Source organism: Nitrospirillum iridis (assembly GCF_014205765.1).
Taxonomy (GTDB): Bacteria; Pseudomonadota; Alphaproteobacteria; order Azospirillales; family Azospirillaceae; genus Nitrospirillum; species Nitrospirillum iridis.
Genome location: NZ_JACIIZ010000004.1, coordinates 442,426 through 458,784, shown reverse-complemented (window position 1 = coordinate 458,784; position 16,359 = coordinate 442,426). Strand labels below are relative to the sequence as shown.

The following is a 16,359-nucleotide window of genomic DNA, read 5'->3' as shown; positions in this document are numbered from 1 at the left end:
GCGGGCATGTCCGCCCCCGTTGCTTTGATAGTCCGCACGCTGGAGCAACCGTCCCATGTTCGTGTCTACCGCCCAGGCCCAGACCACCGGCGGCGCCGGTCCCGATGCCGGTACGCTGATGCAGATCCTGCCCTTCGCGGCCGTGTTCCTGGTCATGTACTTCTTCCTGATGCGGCCGCAGCAGAAGAAGATGAAGGAACACAAGAATATGCTGGAGTCCCTGCGCCGTGGCGACAAGGTCGTCACCGGTGGTGGCATCATCGGCACCGTGGTTAAGGTTGGCGACAATGACGAGGTCACCATCGACGCCGGCGAAGGCGTGAAGTTCCGCGTCCTGCGCAGCACCATCACCACCGTGCTGGCCAAGACCGAGCCGGCCAAGGCCGATACCGACTCCAAATAGGCACAAGGTCCGGCGGCGGGATCGAAACCACCGCCGCCGTATGCCAGTTGAAAGGCCAGCGTCCATATCCCTGAGGATCATGCGCGCTGGCCTTTTTTCATTCGTGGGAGGGCAGGACGCCCATGGACATCACCCCCCTGATCCCGGCCGACCGCCAGGTGATCGACGCCTATGGCCCCGGCCGTTTCCGTGTCAGCAACGTCGTCTATGAGACGCCCATCCTCGTCTTTCCCGACCGCACCCTGGTGTGGCCGGTGGCCGATTTCGCCAGCCTGAAGGCGGAGGATTTCGACGCGTTGATCGCGGAACAGCCCCCGCTGGAAATCGTGCTGCTCGGCACCGGCCCCACCATGCAGCTGTTCCCCTCGTCCCTGCGCCGATTGGTGAAGGAGCGGGGACTGGGCGGCATCGACGCCATGGACACCGGCGCCGCCTGCCGTACCTACAATGTGCTGCTGGCCGAAGGCCGGCGGGTGGCGACGGCCTTATTCCTGGCCTGATCGAGACGGTCCGGACAAAGAAAACCCCGGCCTCCCTGAGGGGGCCGGGGTTCTTACATAGGCATCCGCCCTGGGCGATGCCCAGTTCGATCAGCCGAGGTTCTGGGCCGCGAATTCCCAGTTGGCCAGCGTGTCCACGAAGGTCTTCAGGAAGTCGGGGCGACGGTTGCGGTAGTCGATGTAGTAGGCGTGTTCCCACACGTCGGCGGTGATCAGCGGCTTCAGGCCGTGGGCCAGCGGCGTGTCGGCGTTGGCCGACTTGGTGATCTTCAGTTTGCCTTCCGCGGTGTCTTCCACCAGCCAGGCCCAGCCGCTGCCGAACTGACCGATGCCGGCGTCCACGAAAGCCTTCTTGAAGGCCTCGACGCTGCCGAAGTCGGCGACGATGCGCTTCTCCAGCTCACCCGGGATGGCCGTGGCCTTCGGGGTCAGGCTGTTCCAGAAGAAGGTGTGGTTCCAATGCTGGCCGGCATTGTTGAAGATGGCCTGGGACTCGGCCTTGCCGGCGGTCGCCTTGACGATGTCCTCCAGGCTCTGGCCCTCGAACGCGGTACCGGCGATCAGCTCGTTCAGCTTGGTCACGTAGGCGTTGTGGTGCTTACCGTGGTGGAAGTCCAACGTCTCGGACGACATGTAGGGCTGCAGCGCGTCCTTGGCGTAGGGCAGAGGGGCAAGTTCGAAAGCCATGGTTTTCCTCGTCTTCTACGGGGTTATTCGGGGAGTGGGCAGGCGGCCGTCATGCGGGGGCCGCTGGTCCACCGGGACCGTTATTCTTCGGGCGAGATCATGCCCTGACCGATACGCCGGGGCATGTGGGCGCGGTCACAACAAGGCAGCCGCCCGCAGCCTGGTATCCGCACCCGGAGGAAGGGGGTATCATGAACATTCCCATCCCGGGAAGTGAATAGAACCGGTTTGGGGGCGGAAAGATTAACGTTATTGTCGCGTATGCTGTTCCGTTCCCTGACCGCCGTCGGCGTCAGGATCGGCGGGCGGACCGGACGGCGGGGCCGGGGCCATGCCGGCCATGCTGCGGGCCAGCGCCAGGCGGGCGCGGATCATCACCCAGCCTCTCGCCAGCGGCCCCAGGCTGATGCCTTGGGCCAGCGGATCGCGGCGGCGCAGGCGACCGGCCATCAGGCGGGCGGCGTGCAGCAACACCGCGGTTTCCATGCGCAGGCCCGGGTCGCGGAGCGCGCCGGGCAATGCCCGCGCATGTTCCAGCTGGCGGTCGATCCGGTCCAGCATGCGGTCCAGCACCACGCGCACGGCCGGGGTGGCGCGATGCTCCACCAGATGCTCCGGGCTGGCGCCCACGGCGTCAAACCAATCCAGCGGAAAATAGCAGCGACCCAGGCGCACCCAGTCGTCCCGGCATTCCTGCACCACCCGCAGCAGCCGGATGGCGGTGCACAACGCGTCGGTGGCGGCCAGCGCCTCGGTGCTCTCGCCGTACAGCTCCAGGATGTGATGGCCCACCGGGTTGGCGGCCAGTCGGCACGCGGTCAGCACGTCGCCCCAGCCGCGCGGACTGTGGCCCTCCGCATCGCGGCGGAAGGCCTGCAACAACTGCCGGGCATGCAGGGAGGAGCCCCCCGTGATCGCCAGGCTGGCCTTCAGTTCCAGGGCGGGGGCCAGCCAGGACGGCACGCCGCCGCCGCTGACCAACGCGCGCTCCAGCGCGTCCAGCTGGGCGATCTTGGCCTCGGGTTCCAGGTTGGCGTCGCCGGTGATGTCGTGCGCCAGCTTCAGGAAGGAGGCGAAGGCGGCCGCGTGGCGGCGCATGGCCTTGGGCACCCGACGCAAGGCCGAGGCGTAGCCGCCCTGGACAGGGGGGCGCCGGGGGGCCGCGGGCATACGTCCGGTACGGGCGGTCTGGATACGGAAGTCGGCCATGGGTGGTCTTCTGTCCGATAGCAACGGGGACGCGGGCCGGGACACAGTGCCAGAGCTTGGCCGCCGGATGAAGCCCGCGTTTGGGGTAAGGACCGGCGCGGCGGCATTTGGGCCAGGGATTCGAAGGAGGGAAGGGAGTGGGGCGGGGGATGAAGCTGGCGCTGGTCAGCGCCGGTGCCGGCGGTCCATAAAGGCACCGGCCTCGGCCGAGCCCGCCCGACACCGGAAATTCATCCCATGACCGCGTCCCCACCCGCCCTGTCCTATTGCCTGGAAACCGTCCGCCGGCAGGATCCGGATCGGTTCCTCACCCTGCTGTTCGCCCCGGCGGACCGGCGGGAGGACTTGGCCGCGCTCTATGCCTTCAATCATGAGGTGGCGAAGACGCGCGAGGTGGTGACCGAACCCATGCTGGGCCAGATCCGCCTGCAATGGTGGCGGGACAGCATCGCCGGCATTTATGAGGGGGAGCCCCGGCGGCATGAGGTGGTGCAGCCCCTGGCCCAGGCGGTGCGTCGCCATGGCCTGGACCGCGCGCAGTTCGACCTGCTGGTCGATGCCCGTGAAGCCGACATGGACGACGCCACGCCAGCCGACCTCGCGTGTTTGGTGAACTACGCGGAGGTGACGTCGGCCCCGCTGGTGCGCCTGGCGCTGCAGGTGCTGGGCGTTCCGCCGGAAGGGGTGGTGGACACGGTCGCCGCCCATGTCGGCCGGGCCTGGGCCCTGACCGGCATCCTTCGGGCCGTGCCCTTCCTGGCGCGCGGCCATCGCTCCCGCATGCCGCTGGATCTGATGGACAAGTACGCGGCGTCCGAACCGCTGCTGTTCGAACTGAAGCCGCAGCCGGGCCTGGCCGCCGTGGCCAAGGAGGTGGCGGGTGCCGCGCGGGCGGAGCTGGCCGCCGCCCGGCGCCTGCGGCGGCATGTTCCCCGCGCCGCCGTGCCGGCCCTGCTGCCGGCGCGGCTGGCCGGCGCGGCATTGAACCGATTGGCCAAGGCCGGGTACGACCCGCTGGCGCCCGATCTGCTCCGCCCCGACGGCCTGCGCGCCGCCCGGCTGGGCTGGGCGGCCTTCAGCGGGCGGTGGTGACACCAGCCGAGGCGGCTGGGACAAGCGGCAATTATCCCAGCCAACCGGCCAAATCGTTGAGGGCACGGCGGGAGTAGGCCAGCTTGCGCTCCTTGCCGCGCAGGTCGCGGCCCCGGGCGTCGCGCTCCTCGGGCGGGGGAAACAGGCCGAAGTTCACATTCATGGGCTGGAAGGTTTCCGCCTCCGCCCCGCCGGTGATATGGCCCAGCAAGGCGCCCAGCGCGGTGGTGACGGGGGGCGTCGGCAGGGTTCTGCCCAGCCGTTCGGCGGCGGCGAAGCGGCCGGCCATCAGGCCCACGGACGCGCTTTCGACATAACCCTCGCAGCCGGTGATCTGGCCGGCGAAACGCAGGCGCGGGGCGGCCTTCAGCCTCAAGGTCGCGTCCAGCAGGCGGGGGCTGTTCAGGAAGGTGTTGCGGTGCAGGCCGCCCAGCCGCGCGAACTCCGCGTTTTCCAGGCCGGGGATCATGCGGAACACCCGCGCCTGTTCCCCATGCTTCAGCTTGGTCTGGAAGCCCACGAGGTTGTAGAGCGTGCCCAACGCGTTGTCCTGGCGCAGCTGGACCACGGCATAGGGGCGGCGCTCATCGTGGGGGTTGGTCAGGCCCACCGGTTTCATGGGGCCGTAACGCAAGGTGTCCACGCCGCGTTCGGCCATGACCTCGATGGGCAGGCACCCCTCGAAATAGGGCGTGTCCTTCTCCCACTCCTTGAACTCGGTCTTGGGCGAATCGATCAGCGCCTGGATGAAGGCTTCGTACTGCGCCTTGTCCATGGCGCAGTTGATGTAGTCCTTGCCGTTTCCACCCGGTCCCACCTTGTCGTAACGCGACTGGAACCAGGCCTTGCTGAGGTCGATGCTGTCGAAATGGACGATGGGGGCGATGGCGTCGAAGAACGACAGCTGCGCCTCACCCGTCAATTCCAGCACCGCGTTGGCCAGCGCCGGGGAGGTGAGGGGGCCGGTGGCGACGATCACGCTGTCCCAGTCCTCCGGCGGCAGGCCCGCCACCTCGTCCCGCACCACGGTGACCAACGGGTGGGAGGTCAGCTTGGCGGTCACGGCTTCGGCGAAACGGTCGCGGTCCACGGCCAGCGCGCCGCCCGCCGGCACCTTGTGCTCATCGGCGCAGGCCAGGATCAGGGACCCGCAGCGACGCATCTCCTCATGCAGCAGGCCGACGGCGTTGTACTCATGGTCGTCGGAGCGGAAGGAGTTCGAGCAGACCAGCTCGGCGAAATGCTCCGTCTGGTGTGCTTCGGTTCCCCGCACCGGGCGCATCTCATGCAGCACCACGGGCACGCCGGCCTGGACCAGCTGCCACGCGGCTTCGCTGCCGGCCATGCCGCCACCGATGACATGCACGGAGGGAATGCGGCTGTCACTCATCACCGGACCTTACCTTCGTATGACATTTTAATCATGTGCGGCAAAGACGCTAGCCGGCGCCGTCCGTCAAGCCCTGGTGACAGTCGGCGGGCGGGGATTTCATGCGGCCACAACAACGGCGGCCGACATCGCTGAGTCACGAGGCGCCTTCGGCCATGCCTTACAGGAGGTTGGTGCCCTTGGGCATATACTATATGCTTCAGGAGCATACGTCTGCGATGTTGGCAATATCAACCCGAGCGACACAATAATGGATACACATTACTCTCAAGTCTCCGTGGTTAAAAACGCCGCCAATTTGGAAGAGTTGGACGTTTATCTGTCAAGCTTGCACGAAAATACAGCAGTTTCATTGGCGAACGGCCGCAACGTGATGGCCGGATATACCCGGGGATGGGGGCTTGAATTTGGTGATCTGAGGAACTTAATTAAAAACGATCCCGTTTATCTGGAAAGTTTCGAACTTGCGCGCGGCAGGTCGCTTTTGACCGAAAGCAAGCTGATGAACATATTTCTGATCATGAAGTACGGCGCCGCTCACCTGGTCGGCGATATTGTGGAGTGTGGCAGCTACCGGGGGGGAGGGGCCGTTTTTATGGCGAATGTCGCCCGCAGGCTGGGGATCAATGCCACCATTTACGCGCTCGACACCTTCAGCGGCATGCCCCCCACTGATCGGGTGCTCGACCTCCATTTTGCGGGAAATTTTGATGATGCTTCATATGAGGATGTCGTAAATTACATTGCCGAAACGGGTTTGACGAACATCAAGATCATCAAGGGCCTGTTTCAGGATACCTTGCCGACTCTCTTGCGCGATATTTCAGCCCTATCGGCCGTTCACATTGATTGCGACATCTACAGCGCTGTTAGTTATTGCATCCGTACCATCCAGCCTAAGCTTCACCCTGAAGGCGGCTATATTGTCTTCGATGATCCCCTCCAAGGATCGTGTCTGGGCGCTTTGCAAGCTGTCGAGGAATGGAGTCATGAGGGACGGCTTCATGCCGAACAGGCCTACCCTCATCTGGTCTACCGATTCCCCCCGCTCACCTGGACCGGCCGAGGGGGCGCCTCTTAAATCCGCCACCCCTCGTTCCCATGTCTGGGGTGCGGAGCATTGCGGCGGGCCGTACGGCCATGCCATAGTGCCGCGCCTTAACGGGCGTCGCTATTGACGTACACCTTTTTTCAGGACACGGGACCCACCCATGGGCTCTTTCAGCATTTGGCATTGGCTGATCGTTCTTTTCATCGCTCTGCTGCTGTTCGGCAACCGTCTGCCCCGCATGATGGGCGACTTCGGCAAGGGCATTAAGAACTTTAAGGCCGGCCTGAACGAACAGGGAGAGGGCGATGCGTCCGCGCCTCGCTCGATCGACGGTCATACCGACGCGCCGACGACCTCCGCGCCCAAGGACACCGTTTCCAAGGGCTGAGCCGGTTCCGGCACCGGCCTTGGGGGCCAGTGTGGGGCAGGAACGGATTCGTCGTGCCGGAACGGCCGGGGTGGTATGCCACCCCGGTGGGGACTCCGGGCGGCCAGGGAATCGTCGGGAATAAGGCACGCCGCCCATGTTCGATATCGCATGGTCCGAACTCGCGCTTATCGGTGTGGTGGCGCTTGTCGTCATCGGACCCAAGGATCTGCCGGTGGCGCTCTATACCGCTGGCAAATGGATGCGCAAAGCGCGCCTGTTGGCCCGCGATTTCCAGTCCCATCTGGATGAGATGGTCCGCCAGGCGGAACTGGAGGATCTGCGCAAGCAGGCCCAGAAGGTGGCTCAGTTCGACCTGACGGCCGAGGTCACCAAGATGGTGGACCCCACCGACAGCGTGCGTCAGGCCCTGGAGATCAACCCCACCGCGTCGTTGACCGCCTCCGAGGTGACGCCGCCCACGGTTGAGGCTGCCGTCCCAGTGTCGGAAACGCCGGTTGATGCCCACCCCGCCGAGCCCGAACTGCCGGCCATAGGCTCACCAGCCATGCCCCTGATCCTGCCGGAGTCGACACCGGACACTGCGGCCGAGCCCGTTCCAGTGACGCCGCCGCAGGCCGGACCGGTGCATCATGCCGCCCCGCCCGCCGTTCCCGAACACGCCCCCTCCGAACACGCTGGCGCCGAGGCGCCGGCCCAGATCAAATCCTGAAGGGCCAGCACCCCCCATGGCCGAACCCACCCAAGACGAGATCGACGCGTCGCGCATGCCGTTGCTGGATCATTTGATCGAGCTGCGCAACCGCCTGATCGTCTCCCTGAGCGCGCTCCTGGTCGCGTTCCTGGTTTGCTACCAGTTCGCCGGCCGCATCTATGATTGGCTGCTGATGCCCATGATCAGCGCCCTGGGTGACCGGGCGGCGGAACGCAAGCTGATCTTCACCGCCCCGACCGAGGCCTTCTTCACCTATGTGAAGGTGTCCCTGTGGGCGGCGCTGCTGGTGTCCTTCCCCATCATCGCCCAGCAGATCTGGAAGTTCGTCGCGCCCGGCCTGTATCGGCATGAGCGCAAGGCCTTCTTGCCGTTCCTGATCGCCACGCCCGTGTTGTTCCTGATGGGCACCGGCATGGTCTATTTTTTCGTCATGCCGACGGCCCTGAAGTTTTTCTTCAGTTTCGAGCAGACGGGCGGGGCCGGCGTGTTGCCCATCGTCGCGGAGACGCGGGTGGAGCAGTACCTGTCCTTCGCCATGTCGCTGATCTTCGCCTTCGGCATCGCCTTCCAGATGCCGGTGCTGCTCAGCCTGCTGGTGCGCGTGGGTATCCTGACCGCCGATCAGCTGGCGTCCAAGCGGCGCTACGCCATCGTCCTGATCTTCGTGCTGGCCGCCATCCTGACCCCACCGGACCCCATCAGCCAGACCACGCTCGCCGCCCCCATGATCGTGCTGTATGAGATTTCCGTGATCGCCGCGCGTCGGATCGAGCGCACCCGCGCCCGGGAACAGGCCCGCGCCGAGGCGGCCGAGGCCGATGGCGGCGGCACATCCGGCTGAGGAAAGCCGCCGGCTAAGGAAAGCTGAGGGCCCAGCATGTTGGGCGGCCGGGCGGGCTGGACCCCGATGGGGCTTCCCGCTTATAAGTCGGGGATACCGTTTCACCGTCTTCCAAGAAGCCTGCCATGCATGACCTCCGCGTTCTCCGCGACAATCCCGAAGCCTTCGACGGCGGCCTTGCCCGCCGCGGGTTGCCGCCCCAGTCCGCCGTCGTGCTGGACCTGGACGCCCGCCGCCGCGCGGCGCAGACGGCGCTTCAGGACATGCAGGCCCGCCGCAACGAGGCCTCGAAGCTGATCGGCGCCTACAAGAAGGACGGCAAGGACGCCCAGCCGCTGATGGATGAGGTCGCCAGCCTGAAAGAGCGCATGGCGGAGGCCGAGGTCACCGAGAAGGCGTTGTCGGAAGAGCTGGACGGCCTGTTGGCCACCATCCCCAACCTGCCGGCCGCCGATGTGCCGCCGGGCAAGGATGAACACGACAACGTGGAACGCCACCGCGTCGGCACCCCGCCGGCCATCGACGGCGCCAAGGAACATTACGATCTGGGTGAAGCCCTGGGCTTCATGGACTTCGCCGGTGCCGCCAAGCTGTCGGGCGCCCGCTTCACCGTGCTGAAGGGCCCGCTGGCGCGGCTGGAGCGCGCGCTGGGCGACTTCATGCTGGACATCCACACCACCGAGTTCGGCTATACCGAGGTGTCGCCGCCCCTGATGGTGCGGGATGAGGCCGCCTTCGGCACGGGCCAGCTGCCCAAGTTCGCCGAGGATCTGTTCCGCCTCAATACCGGCCATTGGTTGATCCCGACGGCCGAGGTGCCGCTGACCAACCTGGTGGCCGACAGCATCCTGGACGCGGACGAACTGCCGTTGCGCCTGACGGCGCGCACGCCATGCTTCCGCGCGGAGGCCGGGGCCGCCGGCCGCGACACCCGCGGCATGATACGCCAGCACCAGTTCTACAAGGTGGAGATGGTCAGCATCACCACCCCCGACCAGTCGGTGGCGGAACATGAGCGCATGACCGAGGCGGCGGAAACGGTGCTGAAGCGCCTGGGCCTGCCTTTCCGCACCGTCACCCTGTGCACGGGCGACATGGGCTTCTCCGCCGCCAAGACCTATGACATCGAGGTCTGGCTGCCGGGTCAGAACACCTACCGCGAGATCTCCAGCTGCTCCAACTGTGGGGATTTCCAGGCACGACGCATGAAGGCCCGTTGGCGCGCCAAGGGCGACAAGAACACCCAGTTCGTCCACACCCTGAACGGCTCGGGCGTGGCGGTGGGCCGCGCCCTGCTGGCGGTGATGGAGAACTATCAGGAGGCTGATGGCTCCATCCGCGTGCCGGACGCGTTGGTCCCCTACATGAACGGGCTGGAGCGCATCGTTCGTGGTTGAGATGGTCGGCGGCCGCCCCTTGCGCATCCTGATCAGCAATGACGACGGCATCCACGCCCCGGGCCTGGCGGCGCTGGAGCGTATCGCGCGCCAACTGACCGATGATGTCTGGGTGGTGGCGCCGGACGCGGAACAGTCCGCCGCCAGCCATTCGCTGACCATCCACCGGCCCCTGCGGCTGAAGCGGGTGTCCGACCGGCGCTACACCGTCGACGGCACGCCGACCGACTGCGTGTTGCTGGCGGTCAACCACCTGATGGCCGACCGGCGGCCGGACGTGGTGCTGTCCGGCGTGAACCACGGCCAGAACCTGGGCGAGGACGTCACCTATTCCGGCACCGTCGCCGCCGCCATGGAGGCGACGCTGCTGGGCGTGCGCGCCTTCGCCTTCAGCCAGCGCCTGCGCGAAGGACGGGACCCCGATTGGGCAACAGCGGAGCGCTGGGGACCGGACGTGGTGCGCAAGGGGCTTGCCGTCGCCTGGGCGCCGCACGTGTTGCTGAACGTGAATTTCCCGGCGGTGGATCCGGATAAGGTCACCGGCATCCATGTGGTGCGTCACGCCAATCGCAAGGCCGGTGACGACCTGTTCGAGCGTATGGACCCACGCGGCAGGCCGTACATCTGGATCGGTGCGGCCCGGGGCCTGTCGGGCGTTCCCGAAGACACGGATGTCCATGTGGTGGAGGCGATGGACGGCATATCCGTCACCCCCATCCACCTGGACCTGACGCATTACGAGACCTTGGCGCGGCTGGAGGGGGTGTTCGGGTGAGCAGTGCTGCGCGCAAAATCCGTCTGCTGATGCTGTTGCGCCGCAATGGCGTGGGCAGCACGGACGTTTTGCGCGCCATGGAGCTGATACCCCGGGAATTGTTCGTGCCCCCGACCTTCCATGACCAGGCCTATGAGGACACGGCCCTGCCCATTGGCCATGGCCAGACCATCAGCCAGCCCATGGTGGTGGGGTTGATGACCCAGGCCCTGAACCTGTCCGATCGGCTGAAGGTGCTGGAAATCGGCACCGGCTCCGGCTATCAGGCGGCCGTCCTGGCCAAGATCGCCCGGCGGGTCTACACCGTCGAACGCCACCGCCCGCTGTTGGCGGAGGCGGAGGCGCGCTTCCAGGCCCTGCGCCTGCACAATATCACCGCGCGTCACGGGGATGGTATGCGCGGCTGGCCCCAGGCGGCGCCATTCGAGCGCATCCTGGTGACCGCCGGTGGGGCCATGGATCCACCGCCGGACCTGATGGACCAGCTTGCCGTGGGGGGCGTCATGGTCATACCTTTGGGCCCCGACCGGCGTAGCCTGCACGTGGTGCGCCTGCGCAAGACGGAGACGGGGGTGGAACGGGAACAGCTCTGGCCCGTCCGTTTCGTCCCCTTGTTGCCCGAGGTGCCCGCAGAAGCGGGACCAGGGGTGGAGCAGGGGGCCGTGCCCACGCCAGCCCTAATTCCGCCGGATTTTTCCGAAGTTATCCATCAGCGGGCGTGATGCCTCCCCTCGAACGACAAAGCGCGATGGCCCTGAACACTTCCCACCGGCCCGCCGGTCCCGTCGTCCCGTCGAACCCAGTCCTGGCGCCCGTGGGCGGCCAGCCCGGTTCGCCGCTCGCCCGTCTGCTGATCCAGGGCGCCTTTGCCGCCGGCCTGGCCTTGGGCCTGTCGGCCTGTGGCACCCGGCCGGAGCCGGCGCCGGTGGTCACGCCGCCGCCCACGCCGTCCAACGTCATCTTCGTCTCCAAGGGGGAGACGATCTACGACGTGGCGAAGCGCTACAACATCCCGCTGCGCGACCTCATCGAGGAGAACCGGCTACAGCCCCCCTATACCGTCGTGCCGGGGCAGCGGTTGGTGGTGCCGACGCCCCACACCTACGTGATCAAGCCGGGCGATACCCTGTACGGTGTCGCCCGAACCTTCAATGTCGACAGCAATGAGTTGGCACGCCTGAACGGCTTGGCGCCCCCCTACCTGCTGCGGGTGGGGCAGACGCTGAATCTGCCCTATTCAGGGGCCGCTCCCGCCGGTGGTGTCGCGGTGGCGCCGGCCGCGCGGCCTGGCGCATCGGTACCGGCCACCAGCGGCGGTCGGGGCACGGTCACGGTGGCGCCGGCCGGCACCGGCCCCGTTCCACCCGTCACCACGGCCCCCCGGCGCGCGGTGGAAAGCCAGGAACTGGCATCGCCGTCCGCGTCCGCCCCTGCCGCCACGCCCGCCGTGCCGACCGGCAGCACCGGTGCCACCATTCCACCCGGCGCCACCGTCGCCCCCTCTGCCCGCTGGGCTCCAGCGACCCCCGGCGCCTCGTCGGAGCCGGTGGCACCTTCTTCGGTGCCGTCTCCAGCCCCGGCACAGACGCCGCCGGTACAGTCGTCGCCGGCCCCGGCGTCGGTTCCATCGTCGCCCGGCGCCGTTGCGGCCGGCCCGTCCGTGCCGCCGTCTTCGGCGGTGCCCACGGCGCCGTCGCCATTGCCCAAGGGCGGCGCCCGCTTCCTCTGGCCGGTGACCGGCCAGGTGATCTCCACCCATGGGGCGAAGCCCGGCGGGCAGTATAACGACGGCATCAACATCGCCGCGCCCACCGGTACCCCGGTGGTGGCCGCCGATGCCGGCGTCGTCAAATATGCCGGCAATCAATTGCGAGGCTTTGGCAATCTGGTCCTGATCCAGCATGCCGACGGCATGGTGACGGCCTATGCCCAGCTGGACCAGATCATGGTCGAGGCTAACGCCCGGGTGGCGCGCGGCCAGCGTATCGGCACCGTGGGATCCACCGGCAACGTCACCAGCCCGCAACTGCACTTCGAGGTGCGGCAGGGCAACAAGGTCTTGGATCCCATGGATGTTTTGGATCCGGGCAAGGGGGCACGCTGACCCGGTCATCCCTGCCTAGCGGGAGCGGGGCAAGGGAGATGCGGGCGGCAGAAATTGCCGCCCTACCCAATTCCTGTAGTTTGCAAAAATACGAATGATTCCAGGGCGATAATCCAAGGGACCAATTGGCCCGGGGCTTGCGTATAGGGGGATCGGATCGGCCATGGGGGTCGGTCCCCTGTGCGGAACTCCCCGCCCCCCGAGGCCCGGTCCATGAGTTTGTTCAGCGCGCTGAATTCGGCCGCCAATAGCCTGAATGTCATTCAGGCGGGCATTCAGGTCGTCTCAGACAACATGAACAACGCCAACAGCGCGGATCGCACGAAACATACCGTTTCGCAGACGACCGACCCGCTGAGTGGTGTCAGCATCTCGCAGTACTCGCGTTCGGTGGACGTGGCCCTGCAGGCGCAGCTGCAGGGGACGACGTCCGAGAACGGGATGCAGCAGATCCTGTCTCAGTACATGAGCCAGGTGGGGACGTTGCTCGGCAATACGACCTCCACGTCGGCCAGTGATACCGCGACGCCCAAGCTGACACAGGCGATGCAGGACTTCACCTCCGCCCTGCAGGATTTGTCCGCCGCGCCGGAAAGCGCCGTGGCGCAGAGCCAAGTGGTGCAGAAGGCCCAGGCGCTGGTGCAGACGGTCCATAGTCTGTCGGCCGGCGTGAGCCAGATGGAAACGCAGGCCAAGTCGGACATCAATGAGACGATCAAGAAGGTCAACACCGACCTGACCCAGATCGACCAGTTGAACGCGACCATCGCCGACCTGAAATCCAGCAACCAGCCGACAGCCGACTTCGAGGACCAACGCGACACGACGTTGCGTGATCTGTCCTCCATGATCAACATCCGCACCACGACGCGCGATGACGGCTCCATCGCCGTGTTCACCCCCACCGGCGCCACCCTGGTGGACGGTACCGCCACCCAGCTGAACTACGACGGCAAGGTGGTTTCCGGCGCCGGCGGCGCCGACATCACCGCCGCCATCAGCAGCGGAAAGCTGGGCGGCCTGCTCGACTTGGTCGCCGATGGCTCTCCGGCACCCGCCAGTTCCGATCCCACGACCGAAGTGTTCCGCAAGCTGCACTCGCAGTTGGACGCCATCGCCGGCGCCTTGACCGGGGCGACCCAGGCGGGCCAGCCCACCAGCATCACGGACGCCTACAACAAGGCGGGGCCAACCAACGACGGTGAGCTGGACGGCGGCCTGTTCACGGGCAGCGACTCCGGCACGCTGGCGGTGAACAAAAGCCTGCTGAACGGTACCAAGACGATCAAGCAATCGGCGGTGAACGCCATGGTCACCGCCATGACCGCCACCGGACGCACGCTGACCGCCGATGGCCTGGCCCTGAACAATGTCAGTTACGGCGGCATGGTCGACGGCGTGGCCAGCAACTGGTCCACCGTGCAGTCCAACGTCAGCACCCAAGCCACCACCACCTCGTCCTTCATGACCAGCCTGCAGACGCGCTACTCCAGCTCGACGGGCGTCAACATGGATGAGGAGGTCGCGAACCTTCAGGTCTTGCAGCGCAACTATTCGGCCACCGCCCGGGTGATTTCGGTCATCGGGCAGATGTTCGACACACTCTCGCAGGCCGTGACATGACCATCTCCCGCGTAAGCACCTACGGCAATTACTTGTCTATGCTCAGCGGCATGAACAACACCTCGTCGTCCCTGGGTGACCTGCAACAGCAGTTCACCTCGGGTATCAAGTCGCAGGACTTGTCCGCATATGGGGTGCAGGCCAGCCAGCTGTTGTCGCTGAAGGCCCAGTATGCCCAGCGCACCGGCTACTCCAGCGCTATCACGGCGGCCACCACCCAGGTGAACGCGACGGAGAAGGCGCTGTCGTCGATGCAGACCATCGTCTCCAACCTGTTGAGCTCCGCCAATATCCCGGCGGGCGCCGGAAAGCCGACCGTTTCCGCCGTCACCGCGTCAAACAGCGGCAATCTGGGGTTGGCGGTTGACACCACCAAGTCGGTCTTCAACTCCGCAGCGACCTATACCGTCTCCGCCGTGCCGTCCAAAAGCGGCAAGTCCGGCAGCTATGACGTCACCGTCGCGGACGGCATGGGTGGGGTGTCGACCAAGACCCTGAACCTCAGCACGGTTCCGCCCGATGACGGCCAGCAGACCTTTCAGATTACGGGTGGGCCTGGCGATGGCGCGGCCATCAGCCTGAACATCAACCAGCTGAAGGGCACGGGCAGCGCCACGTTCAGCGTGAACTATCCCGACCTGTCGGCGCCCAAGGCGCTGCTGCAGGGAGCGCTGACCCAGCTGTCCAGCCTGCTGAACACCAAGGCTGGCGACCGCTACATCTTCTCCGGCAGCCGCTATGACACGGCGCCGGTGGGCGACCTGTCCGCGACCAAGCAGGTCAGCAAGATGACCTTCAAGGGCACGCTGGGCGTCGCCGGCGACACCTATGAAATGTACGTGGGCGACAAGCGCTACACCTATGTCACCACCGGCAGCGAAACCAGCCCGTCCGACATCCTCAACGGCCTGGCGTCACAGATCAATGGTCCCAACCAGACGCTGATCGCCAACGGCCAGAAGCCGAACCCACCGGTGACGGCGTCGGTTTCGGGCAACGTGCTGACGTTCACCGGCATGGATGCGGGCTATACCTTCGATGTCCAGTCCAACGTCTACACCCAGCCCGGGTACAACAACACGCTGGACGGTGCCGCCACGCCCGCCAGCGCCTATACCCCGGCCACGAACGACGGCTTGGATGGGACCTACGCCAAGTTCATGACCCAGCAGGCGGTGACGGCCGATCCCACCGCCGTGCCCCCGGTCGCGGCCCAGTCGCAGATCGACCAGATAACCCTGAATGGCGCCAATGTCGACGTGGGCGATGTCTTCACCGTCACGATGGGCAATCGCAACACCGTCAATGTGACGAGCGATAGCGCCAATCCGGCCAACAATGTCACCTATGACAAGGTGGACGCCCCCACGACCTACAGCTATGTCATGAGTTCGGCCGATTTGGCCGACATGAAGGCCAACGGTGTCCCGACCGCCACCCCGCCCATCGTCGCCGGCGATGCCATGGGCTATGTCGCTTACAAGCTGCAGAACCTGGTCAACGCGGATCCCAAGGCGTCGGCCCAGGCCACCATCACCAGCACCGGCACCGGTGCCGCGACGATCACGCTCACCGGCAACGGCTCGCAGCGCTTCGCCACCACGGCGGTGGTGCAAAACAACACCAACCAGAACAGCTTCACCTCCACCACGCTGGATCCCTTCCAGGACACCAGCTCGTTCAGCACGTCGATCACCAAACCGCCGGTGCTGCCGGTCTACGACAGCCAGTATTCCAGCGGGGCGCAGAGCACGCAGGCCTACGCCGCCAGCACGCTGAACGTCGATGACAGCACCCAGGCGACCTATGGGGTCAGCTCCAACGATCCGGCCATCCAGAACCTGGTCATCGGCATCAAGCAGATGCTGTCGGCGGTCAGCAACCCCGGCAACTACACCGCGCTGATGAGCAGCGCCCGCTCCACCATCGTGGCGGCGCAGTCGCAGATCCGGCAGCTGGACGCCAGCACGGTGAACGCGCAGAGCGTGCTCGGCGCGGCGTCGACCAGCCACCAGAACGCCTTGGCGGACATCGAAACCCAGATCGGCACCATCCAGAACGTCGATCCCACCACCGTCGCCGCGCAGTTGCAGGCGATGATGAACCAGCAGCAGGGGGCCTACACGGTCGCCGGCAAAATCGCTTCCCTATCCCTTGTCAACTTCCTGAGCTAAGGAGATCTCG

The 16,359-nt window shown here is 66.1% G+C and carries 15 protein-coding genes and 1 pseudogene; 13 read left to right on the top strand and 3 right to left on the bottom strand.

Features of this window, described 5'->3' with window-relative positions; genetic code table 11:
- Positions 1 to 55: 55 nt before the first annotated feature.
- Positions 56 to 403, top strand: a complete 348-nt coding sequence (yajC, locus tag FHS74_RS09525) for a preprotein translocase subunit YajC (RefSeq protein ID WP_184799776.1) — start codon at positions 56 to 58, stop codon at positions 401 to 403.
- 122 nt (positions 404 to 525) lie between these two features.
- Positions 526 to 903: an Mth938-like domain-containing protein gene (locus tag FHS74_RS09520; protein ID WP_184799774.1), complete on the top strand. Its 378-nt coding sequence runs from the start codon at positions 526 to 528 to the stop codon at positions 901 to 903.
- Between the two features lie 90 nt (positions 904 to 993).
- Here FHS74_RS09520 and FHS74_RS09515 read toward each other — a convergent pair whose 3' ends face one another.
- Positions 994 to 1,590 (bottom strand): superoxide dismutase, encoded by a 597-nt coding sequence (locus FHS74_RS09515; RefSeq protein WP_184799772.1) that lies wholly within the window; start codon positions 1,588 to 1,590, stop codon positions 994 to 996.
- A 249-nt stretch (positions 1,591 to 1,839) separates the two neighbouring features.
- Positions 1,840 to 2,799 carry a squalene/phytoene synthase family protein gene (locus FHS74_RS09510; RefSeq protein WP_184799770.1) on the bottom strand — a complete coding sequence of 320 codons (960 nt, stop codon included), beginning with the start codon at positions 2,797 to 2,799 and terminating at the stop codon, positions 1,840 to 1,842.
- Between the two features lie 237 nt (positions 2,800 to 3,036).
- Here FHS74_RS09510 and FHS74_RS09505 point away from each other — a divergent pair, with 237 nt between their 5' ends.
- Positions 3,037 to 3,891: a phytoene/squalene synthase family protein gene (locus FHS74_RS09505; protein WP_184799768.1), complete on the top strand. Its 855-nt coding sequence runs from the start codon at positions 3,037 to 3,039 to the stop codon at positions 3,889 to 3,891.
- Positions 3,892 to 3,922: 31 nt separating this feature from the next.
- Here the strand turns inward: FHS74_RS09505 and trmFO are convergent, their stop codons facing one another.
- On the bottom strand, positions 3,923 to 5,281 hold the full coding sequence (gene trmFO / locus FHS74_RS09500; RefSeq protein WP_184799766.1) for a methylenetetrahydrofolate--tRNA-(uracil(54)-C(5))-methyltransferase (FADH(2)-oxidizing) TrmFO: 1,359 nt from the start codon (positions 5,279 to 5,281) through the stop codon (positions 3,923 to 3,925).
- Positions 5,282 to 5,531: 250 nt separating this feature from the next.
- On the opposite strand from trmFO, the gene FHS74_RS09495 reads away from it, so the two are divergent.
- The 10 genes and pseudogenes from FHS74_RS09495 (at position 5,532) to FHS74_RS09450 (ending at position 16,349) form a co-directional block, all read left to right on the top strand.
- Positions 5,532 to 6,362 (top strand): TylF/MycF/NovP-related O-methyltransferase, encoded by an 831-nt coding sequence (locus tag FHS74_RS09495; protein ID WP_184799764.1) that lies wholly within the window; start codon positions 5,532 to 5,534, stop codon positions 6,360 to 6,362.
- Between the two features lie 130 nt (positions 6,363 to 6,492).
- Positions 6,493 to 6,720, top strand: coding sequence for a Sec-independent protein translocase subunit TatA (locus FHS74_RS09490; RefSeq protein WP_184799762.1), 228 nt, complete (start codon positions 6,493 to 6,495; stop codon positions 6,718 to 6,720).
- A gap of 136 nt (positions 6,721 to 6,856) precedes the next feature.
- Positions 6,857 to 7,061 (top strand): annotated as a pseudogene (gene tatB / locus FHS74_RS31285) (Sec-independent protein translocase protein TatB); the annotation flags it as partial.
- A gap of 387 nt (positions 7,062 to 7,448) precedes the next feature.
- The gene (tatC, locus tag FHS74_RS09480) at positions 7,449 to 8,276 is read left to right on the top strand and encodes a twin-arginine translocase subunit TatC (protein WP_184799758.1); all 828 of its coding nucleotides are present in this window, start codon (positions 7,449 to 7,451) and stop codon (positions 8,274 to 8,276) included.
- Positions 8,277 to 8,401: 125 nt separating this feature from the next.
- Complete coding sequence (gene serS, locus FHS74_RS09475) at positions 8,402 to 9,673, top strand: serine--tRNA ligase (RefSeq protein WP_184799756.1); 1,272 nt, start codon at positions 8,402 to 8,404, stop codon at positions 9,671 to 9,673.
- 1 nt (position 9,674) lies between these two features.
- Positions 9,675 to 10,448, top strand: coding sequence for a 5'/3'-nucleotidase SurE (gene surE / locus FHS74_RS09470; RefSeq protein ID WP_184799845.1), 774 nt, complete (start codon positions 9,675 to 9,677; stop codon positions 10,446 to 10,448).
- Positions 10,445 to 11,170: a protein-L-isoaspartate(D-aspartate) O-methyltransferase gene (locus FHS74_RS09465; RefSeq protein ID WP_184799754.1), complete on the top strand. Its 726-nt coding sequence runs from the start codon at positions 10,445 to 10,447 to the stop codon at positions 11,168 to 11,170. The genes surE and FHS74_RS09465 overlap by 4 nt, the downstream gene beginning before the upstream one ends.
- 26 nt (positions 11,171 to 11,196) lie before the next feature.
- Positions 11,197 to 12,552 carry a LysM peptidoglycan-binding domain-containing M23 family metallopeptidase gene (locus FHS74_RS09460; protein ID WP_184799752.1) on the top strand — a complete coding sequence of 452 codons (1,356 nt, stop codon included), beginning with the start codon at positions 11,197 to 11,199 and terminating at the stop codon, positions 12,550 to 12,552.
- 213 nt (positions 12,553 to 12,765) lie between these two features.
- Positions 12,766 to 14,175, top strand: coding sequence for a flagellar hook-associated protein FlgK (flgK, locus tag FHS74_RS09455; protein ID WP_184799750.1), 1,410 nt, complete (start codon positions 12,766 to 12,768; stop codon positions 14,173 to 14,175).
- On the top strand, positions 14,172 to 16,349 hold the full coding sequence (locus FHS74_RS09450; protein ID WP_184799748.1) for a hypothetical protein: 2,178 nt from the start codon (positions 14,172 to 14,174) through the stop codon (positions 16,347 to 16,349). The genes flgK and FHS74_RS09450 overlap by 4 nt, the downstream gene beginning before the upstream one ends.
- Positions 16,350 to 16,359 lie beyond the last annotated feature (10 nt).

Excerpts from the sequence above, each read along its gene's own strand:
- yajC (WP_184799776.1), top strand. The coding sequence starts at position 56 with ATGTTCGTGTCTACCGCCCAGGCCCAGACCACCGGCGGCGCCGGTCCC.
- FHS74_RS09490 (WP_184799762.1), top strand. The coding sequence starts at position 6,493 with ATGGGCTCTTTCAGCATTTGGCATTGGCTGATCGTTCTTTTCATCGCT.
- FHS74_RS09505 (WP_184799768.1), top strand. The coding sequence starts at position 3,037 with ATGACCGCGTCCCCACCCGCCCTGTCCTATTGCCTGGAAACCGTCCGC.
- trmFO (WP_184799766.1), bottom strand. The coding sequence starts at position 5,281 with ATGAGTGACAGCCGCATTCCCTCCGTGCATGTCATCGGTGGCGGCATG.
- FHS74_RS09495 (WP_184799764.1), top strand. The coding sequence starts at position 5,532 with ATGGATACACATTACTCTCAAGTCTCCGTGGTTAAAAACGCCGCCAAT.
- flgK (WP_184799750.1), top strand. The coding sequence starts at position 12,766 with ATGAGTTTGTTCAGCGCGCTGAATTCGGCCGCCAATAGCCTGAATGTC.
- FHS74_RS09510 (WP_184799770.1), bottom strand. The coding sequence starts at position 2,799 with ATGGCCGACTTCCGTATCCAGACCGCCCGTACCGGACGTATGCCCGCG.
- serS (WP_184799756.1), top strand. The coding sequence starts at position 8,402 with ATGCATGACCTCCGCGTTCTCCGCGACAATCCCGAAGCCTTCGACGGC.
- FHS74_RS09450 (WP_184799748.1), top strand. The coding sequence starts at position 14,172 with ATGACCATCTCCCGCGTAAGCACCTACGGCAATTACTTGTCTATGCTC.
- FHS74_RS09515 (WP_184799772.1), bottom strand. The coding sequence starts at position 1,590 with ATGGCTTTCGAACTTGCCCCTCTGCCCTACGCCAAGGACGCGCTGCAG.
- surE (WP_184799845.1), top strand. The coding sequence starts at position 9,675 with ATGGTCGGCGGCCGCCCCTTGCGCATCCTGATCAGCAATGACGACGGC.
- FHS74_RS09520 (WP_184799774.1), top strand. The coding sequence starts at position 526 with ATGGACATCACCCCCCTGATCCCGGCCGACCGCCAGGTGATCGACGCC.
- tatC (WP_184799758.1), top strand. The coding sequence starts at position 7,449 with ATGGCCGAACCCACCCAAGACGAGATCGACGCGTCGCGCATGCCGTTG.
- FHS74_RS09460 (WP_184799752.1), top strand. The coding sequence starts at position 11,197 with ATGGCCCTGAACACTTCCCACCGGCCCGCCGGTCCCGTCGTCCCGTCG.